Origin of the sequence: Pedobacter namyangjuensis (genome assembly GCF_003313325.1) — a bacterium.
In the GTDB taxonomy this organism is placed as follows: domain Bacteria; phylum Bacteroidota; class Bacteroidia; order Sphingobacteriales; family Sphingobacteriaceae; genus Pedobacter; species Pedobacter namyangjuensis.
This window is the reverse complement of the sequence record NZ_QMHQ01000003.1, coordinates 86,736-107,094: the sequence shown is the minus strand read 5'-3', so window position 1 is coordinate 107,094 and position 20,359 is coordinate 86,736. Positions and strand designations below refer to the sequence as shown.

Below are 20,359 nucleotides of genomic sequence, written 5' to 3'. Positions count from 1 at the left end.
ATGGTAAAGAAAATACTTTTCGTTTTCGCTATAACATTAAGTTCGCTACTTGCTGTAGCGCAACAAGATGCTCAGTATAGCCAGTATATGTTTAACGGTATTTATATTAATCCGGCTTATGCTGGTTATAAAGAACAGCTAAACGTACACAGTTTTTACCGCAACCAATGGACCGGCATTACCGGAGCACCTAAAAGTATGTCGCTTGCTGTAGATGCAATTGCGAACAGTGGTAATGTAGGCTTAGCATTTCAGGTAGCATCAGATAAACTGGGCGCACAAAACAGCGTGTCCGCTTATGCAAATTATGCATATCGTTTAAGGGTTGGTAAATCAGAGAGCTCAAGATTAGCGTTAGGCGTGGGTGTAGGTGTTTTACAACAAGGTATTGATGGAAATAATCTAAATGCTAGAGATGAAGGAGATAATTTCATCCCAATAGGAAACCAAAACGAAATTGTGCCAGATGCTAGAGCTGGAGTTTTTTACTCAGACGATAGGTTTTACGCAGGCTTTTCGGCCGATAATTTAATAGCGCAGTACATTTTAAACCAACGTAACCTAAGTGTTTACTTTCAAACACCAAAAACACACTTCTATTTCACCGCAGGTATGTTATTGCCCATTAACGAAAGTGTACAAATAAAACCATCGTTTTTGTTAAAAGATGACAGAGGCGGACCTACAAGTTTAGATATAAACGCTTTTGTGTTGCTTGGTAACAAGATTTGGGTTGGTGGTAGCTACAGAACTGCTGTTAAACTTTACAATAAAAGCTATTTGCAAAGCAACTTGCAAAAAACTAACTCGGCAGTTGGTATGGTAGAATTTTTCGCTACAAATTTTTTAAGATTGGGCTACGCTTACGATCAAACTTTAAGCAGTTTAGCTGGCTACAGCGGTGGCTCTCACGAAATTTCTGTGGGTTTTACCATCAAACCTAAAAAAGGAATTAAAATGCTAACGCCTAGATATTTTTAATAATGAGACTACAAAAAACTACAATGCAATTTTTAAAAATATATGGTGCTTATTTTGCTTTTACTTTAACGGTAGTTTTAGCTTCTCAAACAGCAAAGGCTCAGTTTGTATTAGTTGAAGCAGATGAGCAGTTTAATCTGTTGAATTATAACAAAGCCATTACTTTATACACCGAAGCTTACCAAAAAAAACCTACACTTCATGCCATGCAAAGGTTGGCAACGGCCTATCGTTTAAATAATGATTACGTACAGGCAGAAAGTTGGTACGCTATGTTAACCAAAACAAATGGCGCAAAGGCCGAAGATTTTTTGTTTTACGGAAATGCCTTACGCAATAATTCTAAATACAACGAAGCTAAAGTTCAATACCAAAAATACGTTTCGTTAAGCAGAGCTGATGTTGCAACGCAAAACCTGCTTATGCTTTCATGCGACTCGGCAATGAGCTGGATGAAAAAACCTGTAGCGGTTGTAATAAAAAATGAACTAGCACTTAACTCAGCTACTGCCGATTGGGGTGCAACATTGGGGCAAAGCAGTGTAGTTTTTACTTCCGATAGGACAAATGATTTGGTAAAAGACCAGCTTAGAAAAAACAAACCCTTTTTAAAGTTTGATGAGTCTAACCAAGCTCCAGATAAAAATATTTATGGTTGGACAGGCAATGGTTATTTAAGATTATACACCAAGGACGCCAAAGATAATGTTGCGCTTTTTCCGTTCGATGCTGGTTCTGATTACCACGTTGGTGCAGCAACTTTTACTGCAAACGGAAACGAAATGTTTTTTACGCTAACCAAAATTCCTGCTCATGTTGAGCGAGAAAATGGTGTGCCTAAAACCGTAAAAGTTGAACTTTTCTCGGCTAAAAAAGAAGCTGACGGAAATTGGGGAAAACCAGTTTCATTCCGTTACAATAACGTAAACCAATATTCAGTCGGCGATCCGTTTATTACAAAAGACGGTAAAACCTTGTATTTCGTGTCTGATATGCCTGGCGGAAAAGGTAAGACGGATATTTATTATGTAACAAGAAACGATGATGGTAGCTGGAGCAATGCTACTAACATGCTAGAGCTTAACACAGCAGGGGCAGAGCGTACGCCATTTTTAGACAATGAAGGTAATTTATACTTCTCAACCGATGGTAGGATTGGAATGGGAGGTTTAGATATTTTTAAGTTATCAAAAGGAAATTCGGTACCAGTAAATTTGCGTTACCCGATAAACTCTCCGCAAGACGACTTTTCTTTCATTATAAAAGACAGCAACGAAGCGATGCTTGCTTCAGATAGACTTGGTGGAAAGGGGAGCGACGATATTTATTCGCTCGCTTTTGAAGAAAACTTAAGTTTAAAGCTCGAAGGTTTTGCACTAACTGCTAATACCAATAAACCATTAGCTGATGTTTTGGTAAGTATTACAAAAGCTGATGGCACAATTTTAAGTACGCAAACAGACAGTTTGGGAGCTTTCAGTTTTAACTTAAATCCTAATATCGATTATCTCATTAGCGGTAAAAAAACGGGTTTTAGAAATGCAGAAGGAGAAAATATTAATGGCTTAGGGGCCTCGTTGTTAAAGAAAAATATCTATTTAACGCCAATAACGCTTAACCAGGAAATTAGAATAGAAAACATCTATTACGATTTTGATAAAAGCAACATTAGAACAGACGCAGCCCTTGAGTTAGATAAGTTGGTTAAAATAATGAAAGAAAATCCAACTTTATGGATTGACTTAGGCTCGCATACGGATAGTAGGGGCAACGATAAGTACAATCAGAAACTTTCTCAGGCTAGAGCAAACGAGGCGGTTAAATACATCATCGCCCGTGGCATAGAAGCCTATAGGATTAAAGCAAAAGGTTACGGAGAAAGCAGATTGCTTAACGACTGCACAAACGACAAGCCTTGTAGCGAAGAAGCGCACCAGCTTAACAGACGAACAGAGTTTACGATAATCAAACAATAATTCCATCATTACACACGCACACAAATTGGAACATTTACAGGTAACAGAAAATACTCAAACTTTAAAACATAGACTTATGGAAGAGGGTAAAATTATAATGATAGTGGATGATAATCCAATAGATCAGATGATTACTAAACACGTTCTTAAGACAAATTACTTACAAGATAAATTTGTAATAATGGATAGCGCCATAAAGGCGTTAGATTACTTAGAAAAAAATCTTGAAAATGAAGATGCAATGCCGTCGTTAATTTTTTTGGATTTGGATATGCCAGGTGTAAATGGCTTTGGATTTTTAGAAAGATTTAACAATTATAGCCAGCATATAAAAGATGCTTGTAAAATAGTGGTACTAACAGGTACCGAAATTGTTGAAGATATTGCAATGATGCAAGCCGATCCAAATGTGCATCAGCTTGTGTTTAAACCATTGCACAAAGATTCTATATTGCCAGTAAATTAATTTTCTCAACAAATATCCGTATAGTTTTTTTTTAAATTAGAGCCTCATATTTTGAGGCTTTAGTTTTTTAAGGGTTTTTACATCGATAATTGTGGTAACATTTGTTTAATAGTTTTACCTTTAGTTTATTAATAATTTAATCCGATGAAAAAATACTTGCTCCTAATCTTTTTCCTTTCAGCTACAATTATGGTAAATGCACAAACTACCGATGAAACAAAAGTTGTACAAGCTGTAGAAAAATTACGGTTAGCGATGATTAGTGGCGACAGAACAGCCTTACAAAACATAGCTTCTGAAAAACTTGGCTACGGACATTCTAGCGGTAAGTTAGAAGATAGGGCAACCTTTGTAGAAACAATAGCAAGTGGGAGATCAGATTTTGTTACCATTGATCTAAAAAACCAAATTGTAAAAGTAAGTGGCAAAATAGCTATCGTACGCCATGAGTTGCAGGCAAAAACCAATGATAATGGAAAACCCGGAGAAGTACACATTGGCATTGTACAGGTTTGGCAAAAAGAGGGTAAAGATTGGAAACTTTTTGATAGACAAGCGTACAAATTGCCTCAATAGTCAGTCTTTGCCTTAATTTAAATAAATTGATTATAAGGTGTTTTTTTCATGCTGCCTGTCTTTTACAGAGCCGTCTTCGCTAGCACCATGTTTCCAGTAAGAATAGGCATATAACTCTTGTTGCTGCCAGTTTAAATCTTTTCTTAAATACTGGCGGATGTTTTTAACGCTAGAAAATTCTGCAGCTACGTAGGCAAAACGAGCCACGCTTTCATCTGGCAGGTTTATATTTTGTACTGCTTCAAAAAGTAAATTGTTTTCTCCAGGTTTTGGATGATATAACCACTCGACATGTACGGTTGCCTCACTTTGGAAAAATTGGAGATCTGATTTATCTTGTACTTCTATTAAAACCTGTGCTTTAGCAGTTTTAGGCAATTTTTCTAAAATAGAAGCAATTACCGGAATCCCTGTTGCATCTGCAACCAGTAAATACCAATCAACTTTTGGATACAATGCTACTTTTGTGTCCTTCATTGCAACACCTAATTTGTCGCCAGGCTTTGCAGAAATTGCCCAAGCAGAAGCCGGACCTTCATCGCCATGCGCAACAAACTCTATATACATTTCTTTTTTAGCTAAATCTATACCTCTATGGGTGTACGTTCTAACAATTGGTTTTAAGTGATCATCAACTGCCACAATGTTGCCGGCATCATCAACGTTTGGAAAATGAATTTCGTTAATCCCTCTTGGGGCAATAAAAATTTTGTTGTTAATACCAATGGTTGTATTTGCGAATTTTAGTACCTCATCTCCCGTTAACGTAATTTTTATATAACGCGGTGTAAGGTATTCTTTATGTGTTACTGTTAAAACAGATCTTATAATTGCGGGTTGGCCAGTGGTAGTCATATGGGCAAATGTAACGATTGTTCTTATTTAGAATTGATATAGATAATGTAAAATTCCAGTCATAAGATCTTGAATGTAAATATTTTCAGGATCTCAGGATCAAAAAACCGATCTAATGTTAAGTCAATGTTAACAAAAAATAACGTTCTGTTAATATTAACTTAATACAACTGCTCTACATTTAACCTATGAATTATCCGGTTTTTATTTTCCATGAACTAGTACTAAGATTTCAAGATGTTAATCGTGGCATCGGAAGATACATTTCTAGTACTATGGACGGTGGTGAGTGTTTAATTAACACAACTACAGGTCATATTAAAATTGCGTTAACTCTTTTAGAGAAGCAATACAGTAATCCGAAATTAATTTCAAACGAAGAAGTGCAGCACTTAGCTACCAACTTCCAAACAAATTAAAAAGATTGCGTTATACGTTAGTATTGGATGCGAGCTTGTTAGCTACTATCTGCTCATAAGCTCCATCCCAAAGTGCCACTCTTTGCTGTAGTGCCTCTACCGCTGTGTGCTGTGCTTCAAGCAAATATGTTTCTTTATTTTGGCAGAGTGTTGCTGTCATATCTAACGCCAAATGGCTATGATGATCACCGTCGACCTCAATGTGCCTATCTAAATAGTATTTAAATAAAGAAACCTGCGATGGAAATTTCTGGTTAAAATCGTTTACAATAGTGTTAAACATACTTGGTATTAAATCTTCCCTGCCAAAGGTAAAAGCACTTGCTTGTAGATGAGGTTTTTTACTGTTGATAATTTCGAACGAATAATTTACGAAATTAATAGCAGCAGTAGGGGTATTTGCTTTTTGATAAGCCAAGTCGAAATCTCCCGTCTCTTTTAGTGTTGAAACAAATGTATTTATGCCTTTCACATCCGCTCCGCATTGCTCCATTGCATCTAAATACATTTCGAAGTGGCTTTTTTGTAAGCCATTAGCATCAACGTCAGATTCTTCTCCAGCTACAATCTCGTTTATTAGCGCTCTGGTTTTTCCATCACCTACCGGAAACCAAGGTATACTGGTACAAGTTAAATTTATTTGCAAAGCCTTTAAAAGCGACATGAAATCCCATACGGCATAAATATGGTACTCCATAAATACGCGTAAATCGGCAATTTCTGTAATTACGTTATAAACCTTGTGATTAATTATATCTTCTTTTAACGGCAGTATTGCTGCCTGAATTTTATCTAAACTTTGCATAACCTAAAATGTGCCGCAAAGATAAATTTTGGTATTTAACAAAGAATGTTCAAACAACTTTTGAGGATGAAAATGTAATTTTATTACGCTAACGTGATTTAATTTCTAATAAATAAATCAGTTTCTAAAATCTTTTTCTCAAACTCTACTACCGGATACTTTGCTTCTATAAGTTGTAAAAGCATTTGGGTTGCCAATTGCCCAATTTCAAAAGCTGGTTGCCTAATAGATGTTATAGATGGATTAAACAAATCCAGAACATCAGAATTACTGAATCCGGCTATAGCCATATCTTTCGGTACAGCTACGTTTAAATTTTTAAAAACACTCAAACAGCCTGTGCTTAAACGGTCGCCGGCAACAAAGATTGCATCAGGTTTTTCTGGTAAGGCTAAAAGTTCTTTAATTGCAGTCTCTGTTTCCTCATATAACATTCCGCCATGCGGACAAAACTTAACATAAGCAGGGTTTGGCTTAATATTATGGGCTTTTAGCGCTGCCTCGTAACCAGCTAATCGCTCAATACTAATTGATAAATGGCTAGAACTTGTTAAATGTGCAATGCGTTTGAAGCCAGATTTAATGAGGTGTTCGGTTGCATCAAAAGCGCCTTGCTGATTATTTGCAATCACTTTGTGCGTATCAATCTCGTCGGCAACCCTATCAAAAAATACAATTGGTAAACCACGGTCGTGTAAATGCGTTAGATGGGAAATATCTGTGGTTTGCGAAGATAGGGAAACAAGTAAACCATCTACAGAACGCGAGGCCAGATGTTGTACGTTGCTTACTTCACGCTCAAAAGATTCGTGCGTTTGAGAAATAATTACATGGTAGCCTCTATCGTAAGCAATAGATTCTATACCATTAATAGCTTGCGAGAAATAACTATTTGCTACTTCGCTAACTACCACACCTATAGATTTACTTCTGCGTTCTTTTAAGCTTAAAGCTATTGGATTTGGCTGATAACCTATTTCCTTTGCATATTCAAGAACTACTTTTTTTGTAGCAGCGCTAATTTCGTGTGTATCTCTAAGTGCTCTAGAAACGGTAGATGTAGAAAGTCCGAGGGCTTTTGCTATATCTTTAATGGTTACGGGCTCAAACATTATAACGCTTTAATTTAATAGGGTTTACAGCTAAAAAGGTAGGTTTTGCAATAATACTATTTCTTAGCAGACTTAAAGATAATTTTTTAATTGCATTTCGGCAACGTTGTCGGGAACGATTGCACAAATTAAAACCCGTTAAATGCCATATTTTATAAAAAAAACGATGTAGACTTGTTAATGGAAGACCTTAAAAGTTAACCACAACAAACCAAATTATAAGCTTAACGTATGAAAAAAATCTTACTGCTCCTTTGTGTGCTTGCTATGGGTATTACTATGGTATACGCACAACAAACAAAGCAAATCTCAGGAAAGGTAATTGATAAATCTGGCAAACAGCCAATTCCAGGGGTTTCTGTTGCTTTAAAAGGCACATCTACTGTGGCAAGTACAGACGAAAATGGACAATTTAAAATTACTGTGCCAGCTACCGGAACAGTTATTTTACAAGCCAAATATCTAGGATTTAAAACGCAGGAAATTACTGTTGGTGCCGATAATAAAGCTAACTTTTCTTTAGAAGAAGATGTTGCTAACCTGAACGAGGTTGTAATTAATATTGGTTATGGAACTGTTCGTAAAAAGGATTTAACGGGCGCTGTATCGTCTGTTAGTGCAGATGTAATCGCTGCCGCACCTGTATCATCTGCAATGCAGGCCATACAGGGTAGGGTTTCTGGTGTAAACATTTCCTCAACCGAAGGTTCTCCAGATGCAGAAATGACAATTCGAGTAAGGGGCGGTGGTTCGCTTACAGGCGATAACTCTCCATTATATATAGTTGATGGTTTTCCTGTGGCGTCTATTTCTGATATTGCTCCAGCTGATATCGAATCAATAGATATTTTAAAAGATGCTTCTTCTACAGCAATTTATGGTTCTAGAGGTGCTAACGGGGTAATTTTAATTACTACCAAAAACAGTAAAGACGGAAAAACCGCGGTGAGCTTTAGTGCATTTACAGGAATTAGAGAACTTGCCAACACTTTGGATGTATTAACTCCTTTAGATTACGCCACATTTCAGTATGAGAGAGCTTTGCTTGCAAATAAACCTGATGAATACACTAAATACTTTGGTAATTACCAAGATATTGATCTTTATGGAAATGTTGTGCCTAACGATTGGCAAAATATCATCTTTGGCCGTACCGGAACAACATACAACCAAAACTTAAATATTAGCGGTGGTGGCGAAAAAACCAAATTTAGTTTAAGCCATAGTTTTGTTAAAGACAAAGCAATTATGCTAAATTCTGGTTACGAAAGACAAAACATCAACTTCAAGCTAAATCATAAACTATATGATAAATTGACATTGGATTTCGGCATTCGCTATGCGGATACTAAAACAAAAGGAGGGGGCGCTAACGAACAAAATGAGAAATCATCATCAGATTCGAGGCTGAAATATGCAATGATATATCCTACTTTCCCAGTGGGAGATTTAACTGATAATGACTTAACTGATCCGGCATTCAACTTATACAATCCTATTGATGCAATTAATGATAACGATCAATACATCCATAGAAAAACCTACAACTTTAACGGCGCTTTAAATTATGATATTATTAAAGGCTTAAGATTGCGTTCTGAAGTTGGTTACGATGGTTACAAAAATGATCAAGATCGCTTCTACGGTCGCACTACGTATTTCGTTATCAACAACGTTCCAAATTACCCTGGTTTGCCAGCAGTTGTTTATACCAACACTACCAGAAATGCAATTAGAAATACCAATACTTTAAGCTATGATTTTAAATCGCTTTTAAAGAACGATCATAACCTTAACTTATTGGTGGGCCAAGAGTATATTAAAACTGAACAAGAAATATATACCACGCAAATAAACGGTTTTCCGGCGGGCTTTAATTTTGATGATACGAGAAAACTATCTGGACAAGGTAAAGAAAGCAAATCTGCTAAAGTATTTAGTCCAGATGATGTATTGCTATCTGCTTTTACAAGGATAAATTATGATTACAAAGGTAAATATTTACTAAGCGCAACTTTTAGGGCCGATGGTTCATCGAAGTTTTTAGATGGCAATCGTTGGGGTTATTTCCCTTCAGTTTCTGGAGCATGGAGAGTTTCTGCAGAAGACTTTATGAAAACCACCTCAACATGGTTGGATGATTTGAAGTTAAGAGCAAGTTTTGGTACAGCTGGAAATAACAACATTCCTACGGGCCAAACTACACAGTTATTTCAGCCTAACGATCCTACAACACCGGTTTATACCAATGGCTTTCCAAATTTCTTAGCGCCTTCTAAAATTATGGCAAATCCAGATTTGAAATGGGAAACTACAGTTACCAAAAATATAGGCTTAGACTTTTCATTATTTAAATCTAAAGTAACGGGTACCGTAGAGGCGTATTTAAATAAAACCAAAGATTTACTAATTCTATTTCCGGTTGCAGGAACAGGATATGATAATCAGTACCGTAATTTTGGAGAAACTCAAAATAAAGGTTTAGAGTTTTCGGTAAACTACAACGCAATAAGAAAACCCAACTTCGATTTAAGTTTTAATGCAAATATTAGTTTTAACAGAAATCAGGTTAACTCTTTAGGTGGCCTAGCGTACTATGCCGGAACTTCGGGATGGGCCTCTACCGAGATTGGAGAAGATTTTAGGGTATCTGAAGGCGCATCTGTTGGAAGAATATTCGGTTACAAAAGTGATGGTAGATATGAAGTTTCTGACTTTAAACCATATAATGGAGTAGCTTGGCAGTTAAAAGACGGCGTTGCTAATGCAACGGATATCATTGGTACTTTAAGACCAGGATCGATGAAACTTCAAGATATTAATGGCGATGGCGTTGTCAACTTATCTGACAGAACCATTATTGGTAATGCAAACCCGTTAAATACCGGCGGTTTTTCTGTAAATGCTAGATTGTACAGTTTCGATATTGGTGCTTATTTTAACTGGAGTTATGGAAACGATATTTACAACGCTAACAAGATAGAGTACACCTCTACAAGTAAATACAGTTCAAGAAACATGATCTCTACCATGGGAACTGGCAACCGTTGGACAAATCTTCGTCCTAATGGAACAATAAGCAATGATGCAGCGGAGTTAGAGGCGATGAATGCAAATACAACCTTGTGGTCTCCTTACATGGCTAGATATGTTTTAAGCGATTGGGCAGTGGAGGATGGTTCTTTCTTAAGATTAGGAACTTTAACTTTAGGCTACACTTTACCAAAAGTAATTTCTCAAAAACTAAAAATGAAAAGCTTAAGGGTTTATGCATCTGGATATAATTTATGGATGTGGACTAACTACTCTGGATTTGATCCTGAGGTTTCTACCAGAAGAAGAGATCCGTTAACGCCAGGTGTAGATTATTCTGCCTATCCAAAAAGTAAAACTTATGTGTTGGGCTTAAACGTGAATTTTTAATTGCTTGTTAAATAGAAAAGAGATGAAAAAGATTATTTATACCCTATTAATGATTGCAACCATCAGCTTTACGCTGAGTTGTAAAAAGGTTTTTGATACCCCTAACGAGTCTGCATTAGATGCTTCGGTGGTTTTCTCTACACCATCTTTAGCAGAGTCTGCTGTAGTTGGAATTTTACAGTCATTTGGAGAAACCAACTCTTACCGTGGCAGATATTTAGTTAATTACGGGGTAAATACCGATGTTGAGGTTTACAACAGTTTAAAAAGTACAACTTCTGAACAAGCAAGATTAAGTAATTATAATACCAATGCAGACAATGGTCAAATGAACACTGACAATAACGCATGGGCAAAGTTTTACGAATCTATAGAAAGAGCTAATTTGGCAATTGTTGGATTGAGAAGATATGGTGATGTAGCTACAAGGCCAGAAATGGCTCAAATTTTAGGTGAGACATTAACTTTAAGAGCAGTTTTATATAATGATTTAATTAAAGGTTGGGGCAACGTACCTGCTAGATTTGAGCCAGTAAACCTAAATACCAGATATGTAGAGAGAAGTGACAAAGATGTTGTTTATAAGCAGTTGCTGAAAGATTTGGAAGAGGCTGCAACACTGTTGCCATGGCCTAACAAATCTACCGTTACAAGCAAAGTAGAACGTGTTAACAAGGCTTTTGCTAAAGGATTAAGATCTAGGTTGGCATTGGCAGCCGGAGGATATTCGAAACGTTTGGATGGTACAACAAGGTTGAGTAACGATCCAGATTTAGCACGCGATAAAATGTACGCTATCGCAAAAAAAGAATGTTTAGAGATCATAAATAGCAATGAGTTAAGGTTGTTAGGTTTCGAAGAAATCTTCAAAAAATTTCACGAAGAATCTGCTACTGCTGGCTTAGAGTCTATGTGGGAAATTCCATTTAGCGAATCTAGAGGACGTGTTATTTTTGATTTGGGAGTTAATCATGCTAAAACAGATAAGTATACAGGGCAAAACAGAGGTGGTACCGATGGACCAAATCCAATTATGTTATATGAATATGATGTTGATGATGTTAGGAGAGATGTTTCGGTTGTTCCTTACGGTTGGGACAGAGCTTCTACAGATGCTGCTGATAAAGGCGGTTTCCAGGTTCCATCTACATTAAACAAGTTATATTTTGGCAAATACCGTTACGAGTGGCTTAAACGAAGAGTTACAAATGCTAACGACGATGGTTTAAACTGGATGTACATGCGTTACGCAGATGTTGTATTAATGGCTGCCGAAGCTGTTAATGAACTAGACGGACCAGCCGCTGCCGCACCTTATTTAAGAATGATTTTAACCAGAGCGTTTCCAACAAATCCTGCCAAAGTTAATACTTACCTAACGCAAGCTAGCGCAAGTTCAACTACGTTTTTTAACGCAATTGTAGATCAGCGAGCTTTAGAGTTTTGCGGAGAAATGCTACGAAAAGCAGATTTAATCCGTTGGAATTTATTGAGTGTTAAATTAAACGAAGCCAAAATTAAATTGCAACAGTTAGATGCTAGACAAGGAAAATATGCTAATCTTCCGTTAAGAATTTATTACAGAACTGCCGCTGATGGTGAAAAGGTAGAAATTTACGGTTTAAATTTTGGCGACACAGATGCAATTGGAGCAGCAGGAAACTACACTGCAAATAAAGCATGGACATTGTCTGCTACTTCAGATGTGGTTACTTACTGGAATGCACTTTTTTTAAGAGATCCAAATTCGCAACCAGTTTGGCCTATCTGGCAAACTTTCCTAGATTCTTCAAACGGAACTTTGACTAACAACAATTATTAATTCTAAAAAATAAATTATGAAGACTAAAAATATATTTATTGCTTTCGTTTTAATGATTAGCAGTTTAAGCTTTTCTTCTTGCAAAGATGGACTAGACGAAATTACTACGCTAGATGTAGATAGGGCATTTTCTCCAACGGATTTGGCTGTAAGCGTAGTAAATAAAATTGATTTGCGGTTAAACTGGAAAGCAGTTAAAAATGCTAAAACTTACACAATTGAGGTTTATACAACTGCAGATTTTTCTGGTGCTCCTGTAAAGTCAATAAAAGACATTACCTTTTTACAAGTGCCTTACTTGGTTACCGGTTTAAGTGGCGATACCCAGTATTCACTTAGAGTAAAAGCTGTTGGAGAGGGTGTTGAAGATTCTAAATGGATTAGCGCAACTGCTAAAACAGATGCAGAACAAATTTTTCAAACCGTAAATCAAGCAAAGTTAACCGCCACATCTGCTGTATTAAATTGGCCAGCGGGGCAAATGGCAACTGCTATTACCTTAGCACCGGGCAATATCACTCGTCCGGTTACGGCAGCAGAAGTTGCAGCCGGCGAGGCAACCATAACTGGCTTAACTGGCGAAACATTATATACTGCTAAGTTACTAAATGGCACAAGCGTACGTGGCACAACAACATTTACAACTTTGCTAGATTTGGGCGGGGCAATATCTGTAAAACCTACTGATGATTTGGCGGCAATAATAGCAACAGCTAATTCGGGCGATGTTTTTGCGTTGTTGCCGGGAACTTACAATGTAAATGCTGATTTGATTATCGCAAAATCCATTTCTTTAAAAGGCGCAAAACCTACAGATAAGCCAATTGTTAAAGGCGCCGTTTTTAAATTAAGAGCCAATGCAGGTTTATCTTTAAAAGATATAGAACTTGATGGCACAGGAGCAATAAACGGCAATCAAACATTTATTTACGATGAAATTTCCGATAACGCTTACGGAGCCTTATCTGTTGAAGCTTGTGTGATTAAAAACTACGTAAAAGGATTGGTTTATGTAAACTTAAAGGCATTGGTAGAGAACATGACTTTTAAAGGCAATTTAATTAGCAATATAGAATGCAACGGCGGAGATTTTATTGACTTTAGAGCTGGTTTAGCTAAAACCTTAAACTTTTCTAACAATACGGTTTACAACTCTGCAACTGCCAGAGATTTGTTCAGGATGGATCCTACCGGTTCAACTAATTTTCCGGCATTTACATCGGTGATAACAATTGCAAATAACACTTTAAACGGCATTACAAATGGAGCCAGCAACAGAATTTTATACGTTCGTTTAGCTAAGCACGAAATTTATTTTTCAAAAAATATCGTAGCAAATTCTGGTGGCATTTTAACCAATCAGGCCTCTACAAATATCGTGGCTGCTAACTTTACGGCTAACAACTATTTTAATGCGCCAACTTACATGTCTGGTAGTGCAACTGCAAATGCTAAATATGATACAGGAACATTTACCACCTTAAATCCTGGGTTTACAAACCCAGCAACTGGCAATTTTACATTAGGCAACGCAGACTTAAAAACAAATGGCATAGGAGATGCCAGATGGAGATAGTTGTATTTTAGTTAAAATTATATTCAAAGCGATAGAGGGATTTTACATCTCTTTATCGCTTTTATAATAAACAGTAAAATTTAAATTAACGTTATAGAATGATTAAAATTAATAAGTTTAAAATCGTAGTTTTAGTAGGAGTAATGCTGTTTATGTCATTTGTTAATCCTTCAGAAAAAAATATAGACGTTTATCTGATAGGCGATTCTACCATTTCGATAAAAGAGAAAAAAGCTTATCCAGAAACTGGATGGGGAATGCCTTTTGCCAATTTTTTTGATAGTACGGTTGTGGTGCACAATTTGGCTAAAAATGGTCGTAGCACCCGAACTTTTTTAAACGAAAAACTTTGGGAGCCCGCTTTAAAAAATCTAAAAACGGGAGATTTTGTATTTATCCAATTTGGCCATAACGATGAGAGCAAAGAGAAGGTTGATAGATACACTACACCAGCGGAATACGAGGCTAACTTAACAAAGTTTGTTAACGAAACTAAAAGCAAAAACGCTATACCTATTCTAGTTACTCCAGTTTCTAGAAGGAATTTTGACGCAGAAGGAAATATAAAAGAAACACACGCCATTTACGCAGACATAGTAATCGCCTTGGCCAAAAAACTAGATGTTAAACTAATAGACCTTAACAAAACGAGTAAAGCTCTGTACCAACAAATGGGTGCCGAAAATTCAAAGTTATTATTTAACCAGCTTTTGCCAAATGAGCATCCAAATTATCCAGATGGGAAAGTAGACAATACCCATTTTAACGAGCTGGGAGCTAGAAGAATTGCACAGTTGGTATTGGCAGATATCAGAAATTTAAACATCGAGCTTGCCAATAGAGTAGTTAAATCAAACTTGCCTAAGAAATGATAAGAGTATGCGTCTTTTTTCTTGGCATAATGGCTTTGCTAACTTGTTTTAATGCTAACGCGAAAAATAATTTGGCTTATGATTTTGTGGTAGCGCAAGATGGGAGCGGAAATTTTAAAACAGTGCAAGAGGCCATAAATGCCGTTCCAGATTTTAGAAAAGTTGTTACTACAATCTATATCAAAAATGGTATCTACAAAGAAAAATTGAATTTGTCGGCTTCCAAACAAATGGTAAAAATTATTGGCGAAGATAACTTTAAAACCATTTTAACTTTTGATGATTGGGCACAGAAGAAGAATGTTTTTGGCGAAGAAAAAGGAACTTCTGGCTCGGCAAGTTTTTACATTTATGGCCCAAATTTTTCTGCAGAGAATATAACTTTTCAAAATACCGCAGGGCCGATTGGGCAAGCTGTAGCGCTTTTTGTAGCTGGCGATAAAGCTAAATTTACAAACTGCAGGATGCTTGGTTTTCAAGATACCTTATATACTTTCGGATACGGAAGCAGGCAATATTATTATAAATGTTATATAGAAGGTACGGTTGACTTTATTTTCGGTTCTTCGACGGCAGTTTTTGACGACTGTGAAATTTTCTGCAAAAACGCTGGTTACATTGCCGCGTCTTCGTCGCCAGATTCTTCAAAATATGGCTACGTTTTTATTAATAGCCGTATTATTGGAGATGCCCCGGAAAACTCTTTCTTTTTAGGCAGGCCGTGGCGTCCGTATGCCAAAACGGTTTTTATTAATTGCCAAATGGGCAAAATGATTAAGCCTGAGGGATGGAATAACTGGCGCAAAGAAACTAATGAGAAAACTGCATTTTACGCAGAGTACAATAGTACAGGTGCAGGAGCAAACTCGAATTCGAGAGTTAAATGGTCGCACCAGTTAGAGGAGAAAATCGCAAAAACTTATACGCTACAAAATATACTAAACGGATGGAATCCTAAAGAATAAAGCTTATGAAATTAACGAACAACAGCCATCGAATAACGATTTTGTTTACTTTTTCGCTTTTCATAAACTTAATCGCGATAGCTCAATCTCAAACTTTTCCTAGCTCCATTACCGTAGCAAAAGATGGAAGTGGAAATTTTAAAACCATACAGAAAGCTGTAAACGCTGTTAGAGATTTATCAGAAGTTAAGGTAAGCATCTACATCAAAAATGGATTTTATCGGGAGAAATTGGTTATCCCGGCACACAAATCAAATATTAGTTTACTAGGCGAAGATCAATTCAAAACCATTATTTCTTATGATGATTATTCTGGTAAGGGCGCAATAAATACCTATACCTCGCATTCTGTTTTGGTACAGGGAAATGATTTTAGCGCTACTAATTTAACCATCGAAAACACTGCAGGTGCAGTTGGCCAAGCAGTTGCGTTACATATAGAGGCAGATAGGGTAATAATTAAAAATTGCCGAATTTTAGGTAATCAGGACACCCTATTTCCCTCAGCAGCTAATAGCAGGCAATATTACGTTAACTGTTATATAGAAGGTACAACAGATTTTATTTTCGGCGCCGCTACGGTGGTTTTCGAGCATTGCCACATTCATAGTAAAAAGAATTCGTTCATTACAGCTGCATCAACAACAGAAAGTCAACCCTACGGTTTTGTATTTTTAAATTGTAAACTAACAGCAGATGCTGATATACAAAAAGTCTATCTGGGCAGGCCATGGCGTTCTCATGCTAAAACCGTTTTTGTAAATACAGAAATGGGCAGCCATATTTTACCTGCCGGATGGAGCGTTTGGAACAAAAATGATAATCACAAAACTGCATTTTACGCAGAATACGGCTCAACAGGTCTGGGTTTTGTAAAGGATAGCCGTGTAGCCTGGTCTAAACAATTAACAAAAAAGGAAGCAAAAGCCTACACTTTCAAAAATATTTTCGCTGGCACAACATCTTGGCTGCCGAAGTAAATTAAAAAAATATCGCACTCAGGATGACTAAAATTAAGATTTAACATGAAATTATCTATCCTCGCATTTTTAGCGCTAATTACAATATCCGCTTTTTCACAAAGTGAAGTTTCTAGAGTTTGGGTGCCGGATTTAGGTAATGGGAAATACAAGAATCCAGTAATCGATGCAGATTATTCAGATCCAGATGCAATTAGAGTTGGCAACGATTTTTACATGATTTCATCGAGTTTTGATGCAGTGCCCGGTTTACCGATTTTACATTCCAAAGATTTGGTAAATTGGACCATCATCGGCCATGCCTTAAAAAGACAATTACCTTTAGCGCATTTTTCTAAAACCCAACACGGCAATGGTGTTTGGGCGCCGGCAATTCGCTATCATAACAACGAGTTTTACATCTATTACCCAGATCCAGATTTTGGCATTTACTTAACAAAGGCAAAAAATATAAATGGGCCGTGGACTGAACCGATTTTAGTAGAAGCGGGTAAAGGTTTGATAGATCCTTGCCCGCTTTGGGATGAAGACGGAAAGGCATACTTAATACACGCTTACGCAGGTAGTAGAGCCGGAATTAAAAGTATTTTAGTGGTTAAAAAAATGAATGTTCTTGGAACTAAAACCTTAGACGAAGGCAAAATAGTATTCGATGGACATGAAACCGATCCGACGTTAGAAGGCCCTAAGTTTTATAAACGAAACGGATTTTACTACATTTTTGCTCCTGCCGGTGGAGTTTCCACTGGTTGGCAATTGGTCTTAAGATCTAAAAATATCTATGGCCCTTACGAGCGCAAAGTGGTAATGGATCAAGGCAAAACTAAAATTAATGGTCCGCATCAAGGCGCTTGGGTAAATACGCCAACCGGCGAAGATTGGTTCTTGCATTTTCAGGATAAAGATGCCTATGGAAGGGTAGTGCATTTGCAACCAATGAAATGGCTAAACAATTGGCCTATTATTGGAGCAGATGCGGATGGCGACGGGGTTGGAGAACCAGTTTTGACCTATAAAAAACCGCAAATTGCTAAGTTTTCTAAAATTGCTACTCCTGCAGAAAGTGATGAATTTGATGGAAGTAATCTTGGTTTGCAGTGGCAATGGCAAGCCAATCCTTTGGCAACGTGGTCTTTTTTAAATTCGGCTAAAGGTGCATTAAGATTGTACGCAGTTAAAATGCCAGATAGTGCTAAAAACTTGCGGGACGTGCCAAATTTGTTACTTCAAAAATTTCCGACAGAAAAATTTACTGTGGTAACTAAAATGAGTTTAACACCAAACATTAAATTGGAAAATGAAAAAGCAGGTTTAGTTATAGCAGGTTTAAGCTATGCCAACATTGCAGTTAAGCATAAAAAAGACGGAATGTATATTGTTTATACTACTTGCATAGAAGCGGATAAAGGCAAAAGAGAGAAGGAGGAAATACTTTTAAAGCTAGAATCGCAAACGGTTTATTTAAGTGTAACGGTTAGCGATGGTGGCAAATGCCAATTCTATTATAGCTTAGATGGCGACAAGTTTACGAAAGTAAGCGACGTGTTTACTGCCCAACCCGGTAAGTGGATTGGGGCTAAAGTTGGTTTATTTGCCACTGGCGAACAGAAAACTAACGATGCGGGTTATGCAGATTTCGATTGGTTTAGAATTGAGTTGTAAGTTAAGGAAAAGTAAAAAAGCCCAAAACATAGCTTATGCGCATAAATTGGTAACGATTGCATAGTTATTTTCAGCCAATTAGTTTCATTCCTGTTTAAATCTGTGTAGACTTGTTAAAGTTAATATGGCTAATCTAATAAATACGTGTGCCAATTAATTAATAACAACCAAATTTATAAACCGTATCCCTGAACATGAAAAAAGTAGTTTCAACTATCTTTAGCATTGCACTTTCTGCGCTTACGCTTACCACACTTGCACAAAGTGGAATTAAAAAACCTTACTCTTTTAGTAACCTACCCGTTGTAGCGAAAACTTCTTTTAAAGCAGATACCATTAATATTTTAAAATATGGAGCTGTAAGCGATGGTATTACCCTTAATAGTAAAGCGATAAACGATGCAATTGTTGCTTGTAACAAAAAAGGCGGTGGCGTAGTTTTGGTGCCAAAAGGTTTATGGCTAACAGGGCCAATTGAGTTAAAAAGTAATGTAAATCTGCATTTGCAGAAGAATGCGATTTTGCAGTTTACCAAAGATTTTGATCAATACCCATTGGTAGCAAGTAATTGGGAAGGTTTATCGCAAATGCGCAACCAATCTCCCTTATGGGCAGTAAACCAAACTAACATTGCAATTACCGGTTTTGGTATTATTGATGGCGCCGGCGATGCCTGGCGAATGGTTAAAAAAGATAAGTTAACCGAAACACAGTGGAAGCGTTTAGTGGCTTCTGGTGGTATAGTTGGCGAAGATAAAAAAATGTGGTTCCCTACGCAACAATCGGTTACTGCCGCTAAAATGAAAAACCCTGGCGAAATTACAGCAGATAAAACGCCTGAATTTTATCAATCAATTAAAGATTTTTTACGACCTAATTTGTTGGTTTTTACATCTTGCAAACGCATTCTGCTAGAGGGTGTAACCTTTCAAAATTCTCCTGCTTGGAACATCCATCCGTTAATGTGCGAAGATTTGATTGTTAGAAATGTGTATGCTAAAAACCCTTGGTATGCCCAAAATGGAGATGGAATTGATATTGAATCTTGTAAAAATGTATTGATTGAAGGTAGCACATTTGATGTTGGCGACGATGGCATTTGCATTAAATCTGGTAGAGATGCAGCAGGTAGAAAAAGAGGAATGCCTACAGAAAACGTAATTATTCGTAACAGTACCGTTTACCATGCACATGGTGGATTTGTAATCGGTAGTGAAATGTCTGGCGGTGCAAAAAATATTTTCGTTTACGATTGCTCGTTTATAGGAACCGACATTGGGCTGCGTTTTAAAACCACACGTGGCAGAGGCGGTGTGGTAGAAAACATCTTTATAAAAAACATCAATATGAAAGATATTATCGGCGAAGCGATTTTGTTCGATATGTATTATGCAGCAGTAGATCCGGTTCCTCTAACCGGCGAAAAACGTGACGCACCTAAAATTCAATTATTGCCGGTTACAGAAGAAACGCCAATTTTTAGAGATTTTTACATTGACAATGTAGTTTGTGATGGAGCGTCGAAAGCTGTATTTGTTAGAGGTTTGCCAGAGCTCAGTATCAGCAACATTACACTAAATAACCTGCATATTAAGGCAAAAGAGGGAATCGATTTACAAGAGGCTAAAAACGTAAAGTTAAATAACGTAAATTTGACGGTTAATGATGCCAGTCCGCTAATTAATATTCAAAACGGAAAGGACATCAGTTTTACAAATGTAAAGTATAATACTGCAAACGTGTTATTTCGCATAAGTGGCGAAAATAACAGTGCAATCAAATCATCAGGTTTAGATGCCTCAAAGGCCAAGCAAAAAGCTGAGTTTGTTGCTGGTGCTGCAGAAAATTCTTTGCAGATAAACAAATAGT

The 20,359-nt window shown here is 37.0% G+C and carries 15 protein-coding genes; 12 read left to right on the top strand and 3 right to left on the bottom strand.

Translation table 11 applies throughout. From position 1 onward, the window contains the following. From DUT69_RS12405 to DUT69_RS12390, 4 genes are all read left to right on the top strand, one after another. Complete coding sequence (locus tag DUT69_RS12405; RefSeq protein WP_113653576.1) at positions 1 to 981, top strand: PorP/SprF family type IX secretion system membrane protein; 981 nt, start codon at positions 1 to 3, stop codon at positions 979 to 981. Positions 982 to 983: 2 nt separating this feature from the next. Next, positions 984 to 2,957, top strand: coding sequence for an OmpA family protein (locus DUT69_RS12400; RefSeq protein ID WP_240186719.1), 1,974 nt, complete (start codon positions 984 to 986; stop codon positions 2,955 to 2,957). Between the two features lie 76 nt (positions 2,958 to 3,033). Further along, positions 3,034 to 3,423 (top strand): response regulator, encoded by a 390-nt coding sequence (locus DUT69_RS12395; RefSeq protein WP_113653575.1) that lies wholly within the window; start codon positions 3,034 to 3,036, stop codon positions 3,421 to 3,423. Positions 3,424 to 3,567: 144 nt separating this feature from the next. Beyond that, entirely contained in the window at positions 3,568 to 3,999 is a 432-nt protein-coding gene (locus DUT69_RS12390) for a nuclear transport factor 2 family protein (RefSeq protein WP_113653574.1), read from the top strand. A 30-nt stretch (positions 4,000 to 4,029) separates the two neighbouring features. Here the strand turns inward: DUT69_RS12390 and DUT69_RS12385 are convergent, their stop codons facing one another. The 3 genes from DUT69_RS12385 to DUT69_RS12370 all read right to left on the bottom strand — a co-directional run bounded on the left by DUT69_RS12385 (position 4,030) and on the right by DUT69_RS12370 (position 7,190). Continuing rightward, positions 4,030 to 4,854 (bottom strand): siderophore-interacting protein, encoded by an 825-nt coding sequence (locus tag DUT69_RS12385; protein ID WP_113653573.1) that lies wholly within the window; start codon positions 4,852 to 4,854, stop codon positions 4,030 to 4,032. 429 nt (positions 4,855 to 5,283) lie between these two features. After that, the gene (locus DUT69_RS12375; protein WP_113653571.1) at positions 5,284 to 6,078 is read right to left on the bottom strand and encodes a DUF3050 domain-containing protein; all 795 of its coding nucleotides are present in this window, start codon (positions 6,076 to 6,078) and stop codon (positions 5,284 to 5,286) included. Between the two features lie 98 nt (positions 6,079 to 6,176). Beyond that, positions 6,177 to 7,190 (bottom strand): LacI family DNA-binding transcriptional regulator, encoded by a 1,014-nt coding sequence (locus tag DUT69_RS12370; protein WP_113653570.1) that lies wholly within the window; start codon positions 7,188 to 7,190, stop codon positions 6,177 to 6,179. Between the two features lie 231 nt (positions 7,191 to 7,421). On the opposite strand from DUT69_RS12370, the gene DUT69_RS12365 reads away from it, so the two are divergent. From DUT69_RS12365 to DUT69_RS12330, 8 genes are all read left to right on the top strand, one after another. Beyond that, positions 7,422 to 10,613: a SusC/RagA family TonB-linked outer membrane protein gene (locus DUT69_RS12365; RefSeq protein ID WP_113653569.1), complete on the top strand. Its 3,192-nt coding sequence runs from the start codon at positions 7,422 to 7,424 to the stop codon at positions 10,611 to 10,613. A gap of 22 nt (positions 10,614 to 10,635) precedes the next feature. Beyond that, positions 10,636 to 12,435: a RagB/SusD family nutrient uptake outer membrane protein gene (locus DUT69_RS12360; RefSeq protein WP_113653568.1), complete on the top strand. Its 1,800-nt coding sequence runs from the start codon at positions 10,636 to 10,638 to the stop codon at positions 12,433 to 12,435. Between the two features lie 16 nt (positions 12,436 to 12,451). After that, positions 12,452 to 14,011 carry a DUF4957 domain-containing protein gene (locus DUT69_RS12355; RefSeq protein WP_113653567.1) on the top strand — a complete coding sequence of 520 codons (1,560 nt, stop codon included), beginning with the start codon at positions 12,452 to 12,454 and terminating at the stop codon, positions 14,009 to 14,011. Positions 14,012 to 14,109: 98 nt separating this feature from the next. Continuing rightward, positions 14,110 to 14,883 (top strand): rhamnogalacturonan acetylesterase, encoded by a 774-nt coding sequence (locus tag DUT69_RS12350; RefSeq protein ID WP_113653566.1) that lies wholly within the window; start codon positions 14,110 to 14,112, stop codon positions 14,881 to 14,883. Beyond that, positions 14,880 to 15,848, top strand: a complete 969-nt coding sequence (locus DUT69_RS12345) for a pectinesterase family protein (RefSeq protein ID WP_113653565.1) — start codon at positions 14,880 to 14,882, stop codon at positions 15,846 to 15,848. Before DUT69_RS12350 ends, DUT69_RS12345 begins: the two co-directional genes overlap by 4 nt. A 5-nt stretch (positions 15,849 to 15,853) precedes the next feature. Beyond that, positions 15,854 to 16,828, top strand: coding sequence for a pectinesterase family protein (locus DUT69_RS12340; RefSeq protein WP_113653564.1), 975 nt, complete (start codon positions 15,854 to 15,856; stop codon positions 16,826 to 16,828). Between the two features lie 45 nt (positions 16,829 to 16,873). After that, positions 16,874 to 18,490: a glycoside hydrolase family 43 protein gene (locus DUT69_RS12335; protein WP_113653563.1), complete on the top strand. Its 1,617-nt coding sequence runs from the start codon at positions 16,874 to 16,876 to the stop codon at positions 18,488 to 18,490. A gap of 194 nt (positions 18,491 to 18,684) precedes the next feature. Then, positions 18,685 to 20,358 (top strand): glycoside hydrolase family 28 protein, encoded by a 1,674-nt coding sequence (locus DUT69_RS12330; protein ID WP_113653562.1) that lies wholly within the window; start codon positions 18,685 to 18,687, stop codon positions 20,356 to 20,358. Position 20,359 lies beyond the last annotated feature (1 nt).

Bases quoted from the DNA above. Each gene is read 5' to 3' on its own strand.
- DUT69_RS12330 (WP_113653562.1), top strand. From the start codon at position 18,685: ATGAAAAAAGTAGTTTCAACTATCTTTAGCATTGCACTTTCTGCGCTT.
- DUT69_RS12370 (WP_113653570.1), bottom strand. From the start codon at position 7,190: ATGTTTGAGCCCGTAACCATTAAAGATATAGCAAAAGCCCTCGGACTT.
- DUT69_RS12365 (WP_113653569.1), top strand. From the start codon at position 7,422: ATGAAAAAAATCTTACTGCTCCTTTGTGTGCTTGCTATGGGTATTACT.
- DUT69_RS12375 (WP_113653571.1), bottom strand. From the start codon at position 6,078: ATGCAAAGTTTAGATAAAATTCAGGCAGCAATACTGCCGTTAAAAGAA.
- DUT69_RS12400 (WP_240186719.1), top strand. From the start codon at position 984: ATGAGACTACAAAAAACTACAATGCAATTTTTAAAAATATATGGTGCT.
- DUT69_RS12385 (WP_113653573.1), bottom strand. From the start codon at position 4,854: ATGACTACCACTGGCCAACCCGCAATTATAAGATCTGTTTTAACAGTA.
- DUT69_RS12405 (WP_113653576.1), top strand. From the start codon at position 1: ATGGTAAAGAAAATACTTTTCGTTTTCGCTATAACATTAAGTTCGCTA.
- DUT69_RS12395 (WP_113653575.1), top strand. From the start codon at position 3,034: ATGGAAGAGGGTAAAATTATAATGATAGTGGATGATAATCCAATAGAT.
- DUT69_RS12355 (WP_113653567.1), top strand. From the start codon at position 12,452: ATGAAGACTAAAAATATATTTATTGCTTTCGTTTTAATGATTAGCAGT.
- DUT69_RS12360 (WP_113653568.1), top strand. From the start codon at position 10,636: ATGAAAAAGATTATTTATACCCTATTAATGATTGCAACCATCAGCTTT.
- DUT69_RS12340 (WP_113653564.1), top strand. From the start codon at position 15,854: ATGAAATTAACGAACAACAGCCATCGAATAACGATTTTGTTTACTTTT.
- DUT69_RS12350 (WP_113653566.1), top strand. From the start codon at position 14,110: ATGATTAAAATTAATAAGTTTAAAATCGTAGTTTTAGTAGGAGTAATG.
- DUT69_RS12345 (WP_113653565.1), top strand. From the start codon at position 14,880: ATGATAAGAGTATGCGTCTTTTTTCTTGGCATAATGGCTTTGCTAACT.
- DUT69_RS12390 (WP_113653574.1), top strand. From the start codon at position 3,568: ATGAAAAAATACTTGCTCCTAATCTTTTTCCTTTCAGCTACAATTATG.
- DUT69_RS12335 (WP_113653563.1), top strand. From the start codon at position 16,874: ATGAAATTATCTATCCTCGCATTTTTAGCGCTAATTACAATATCCGCT.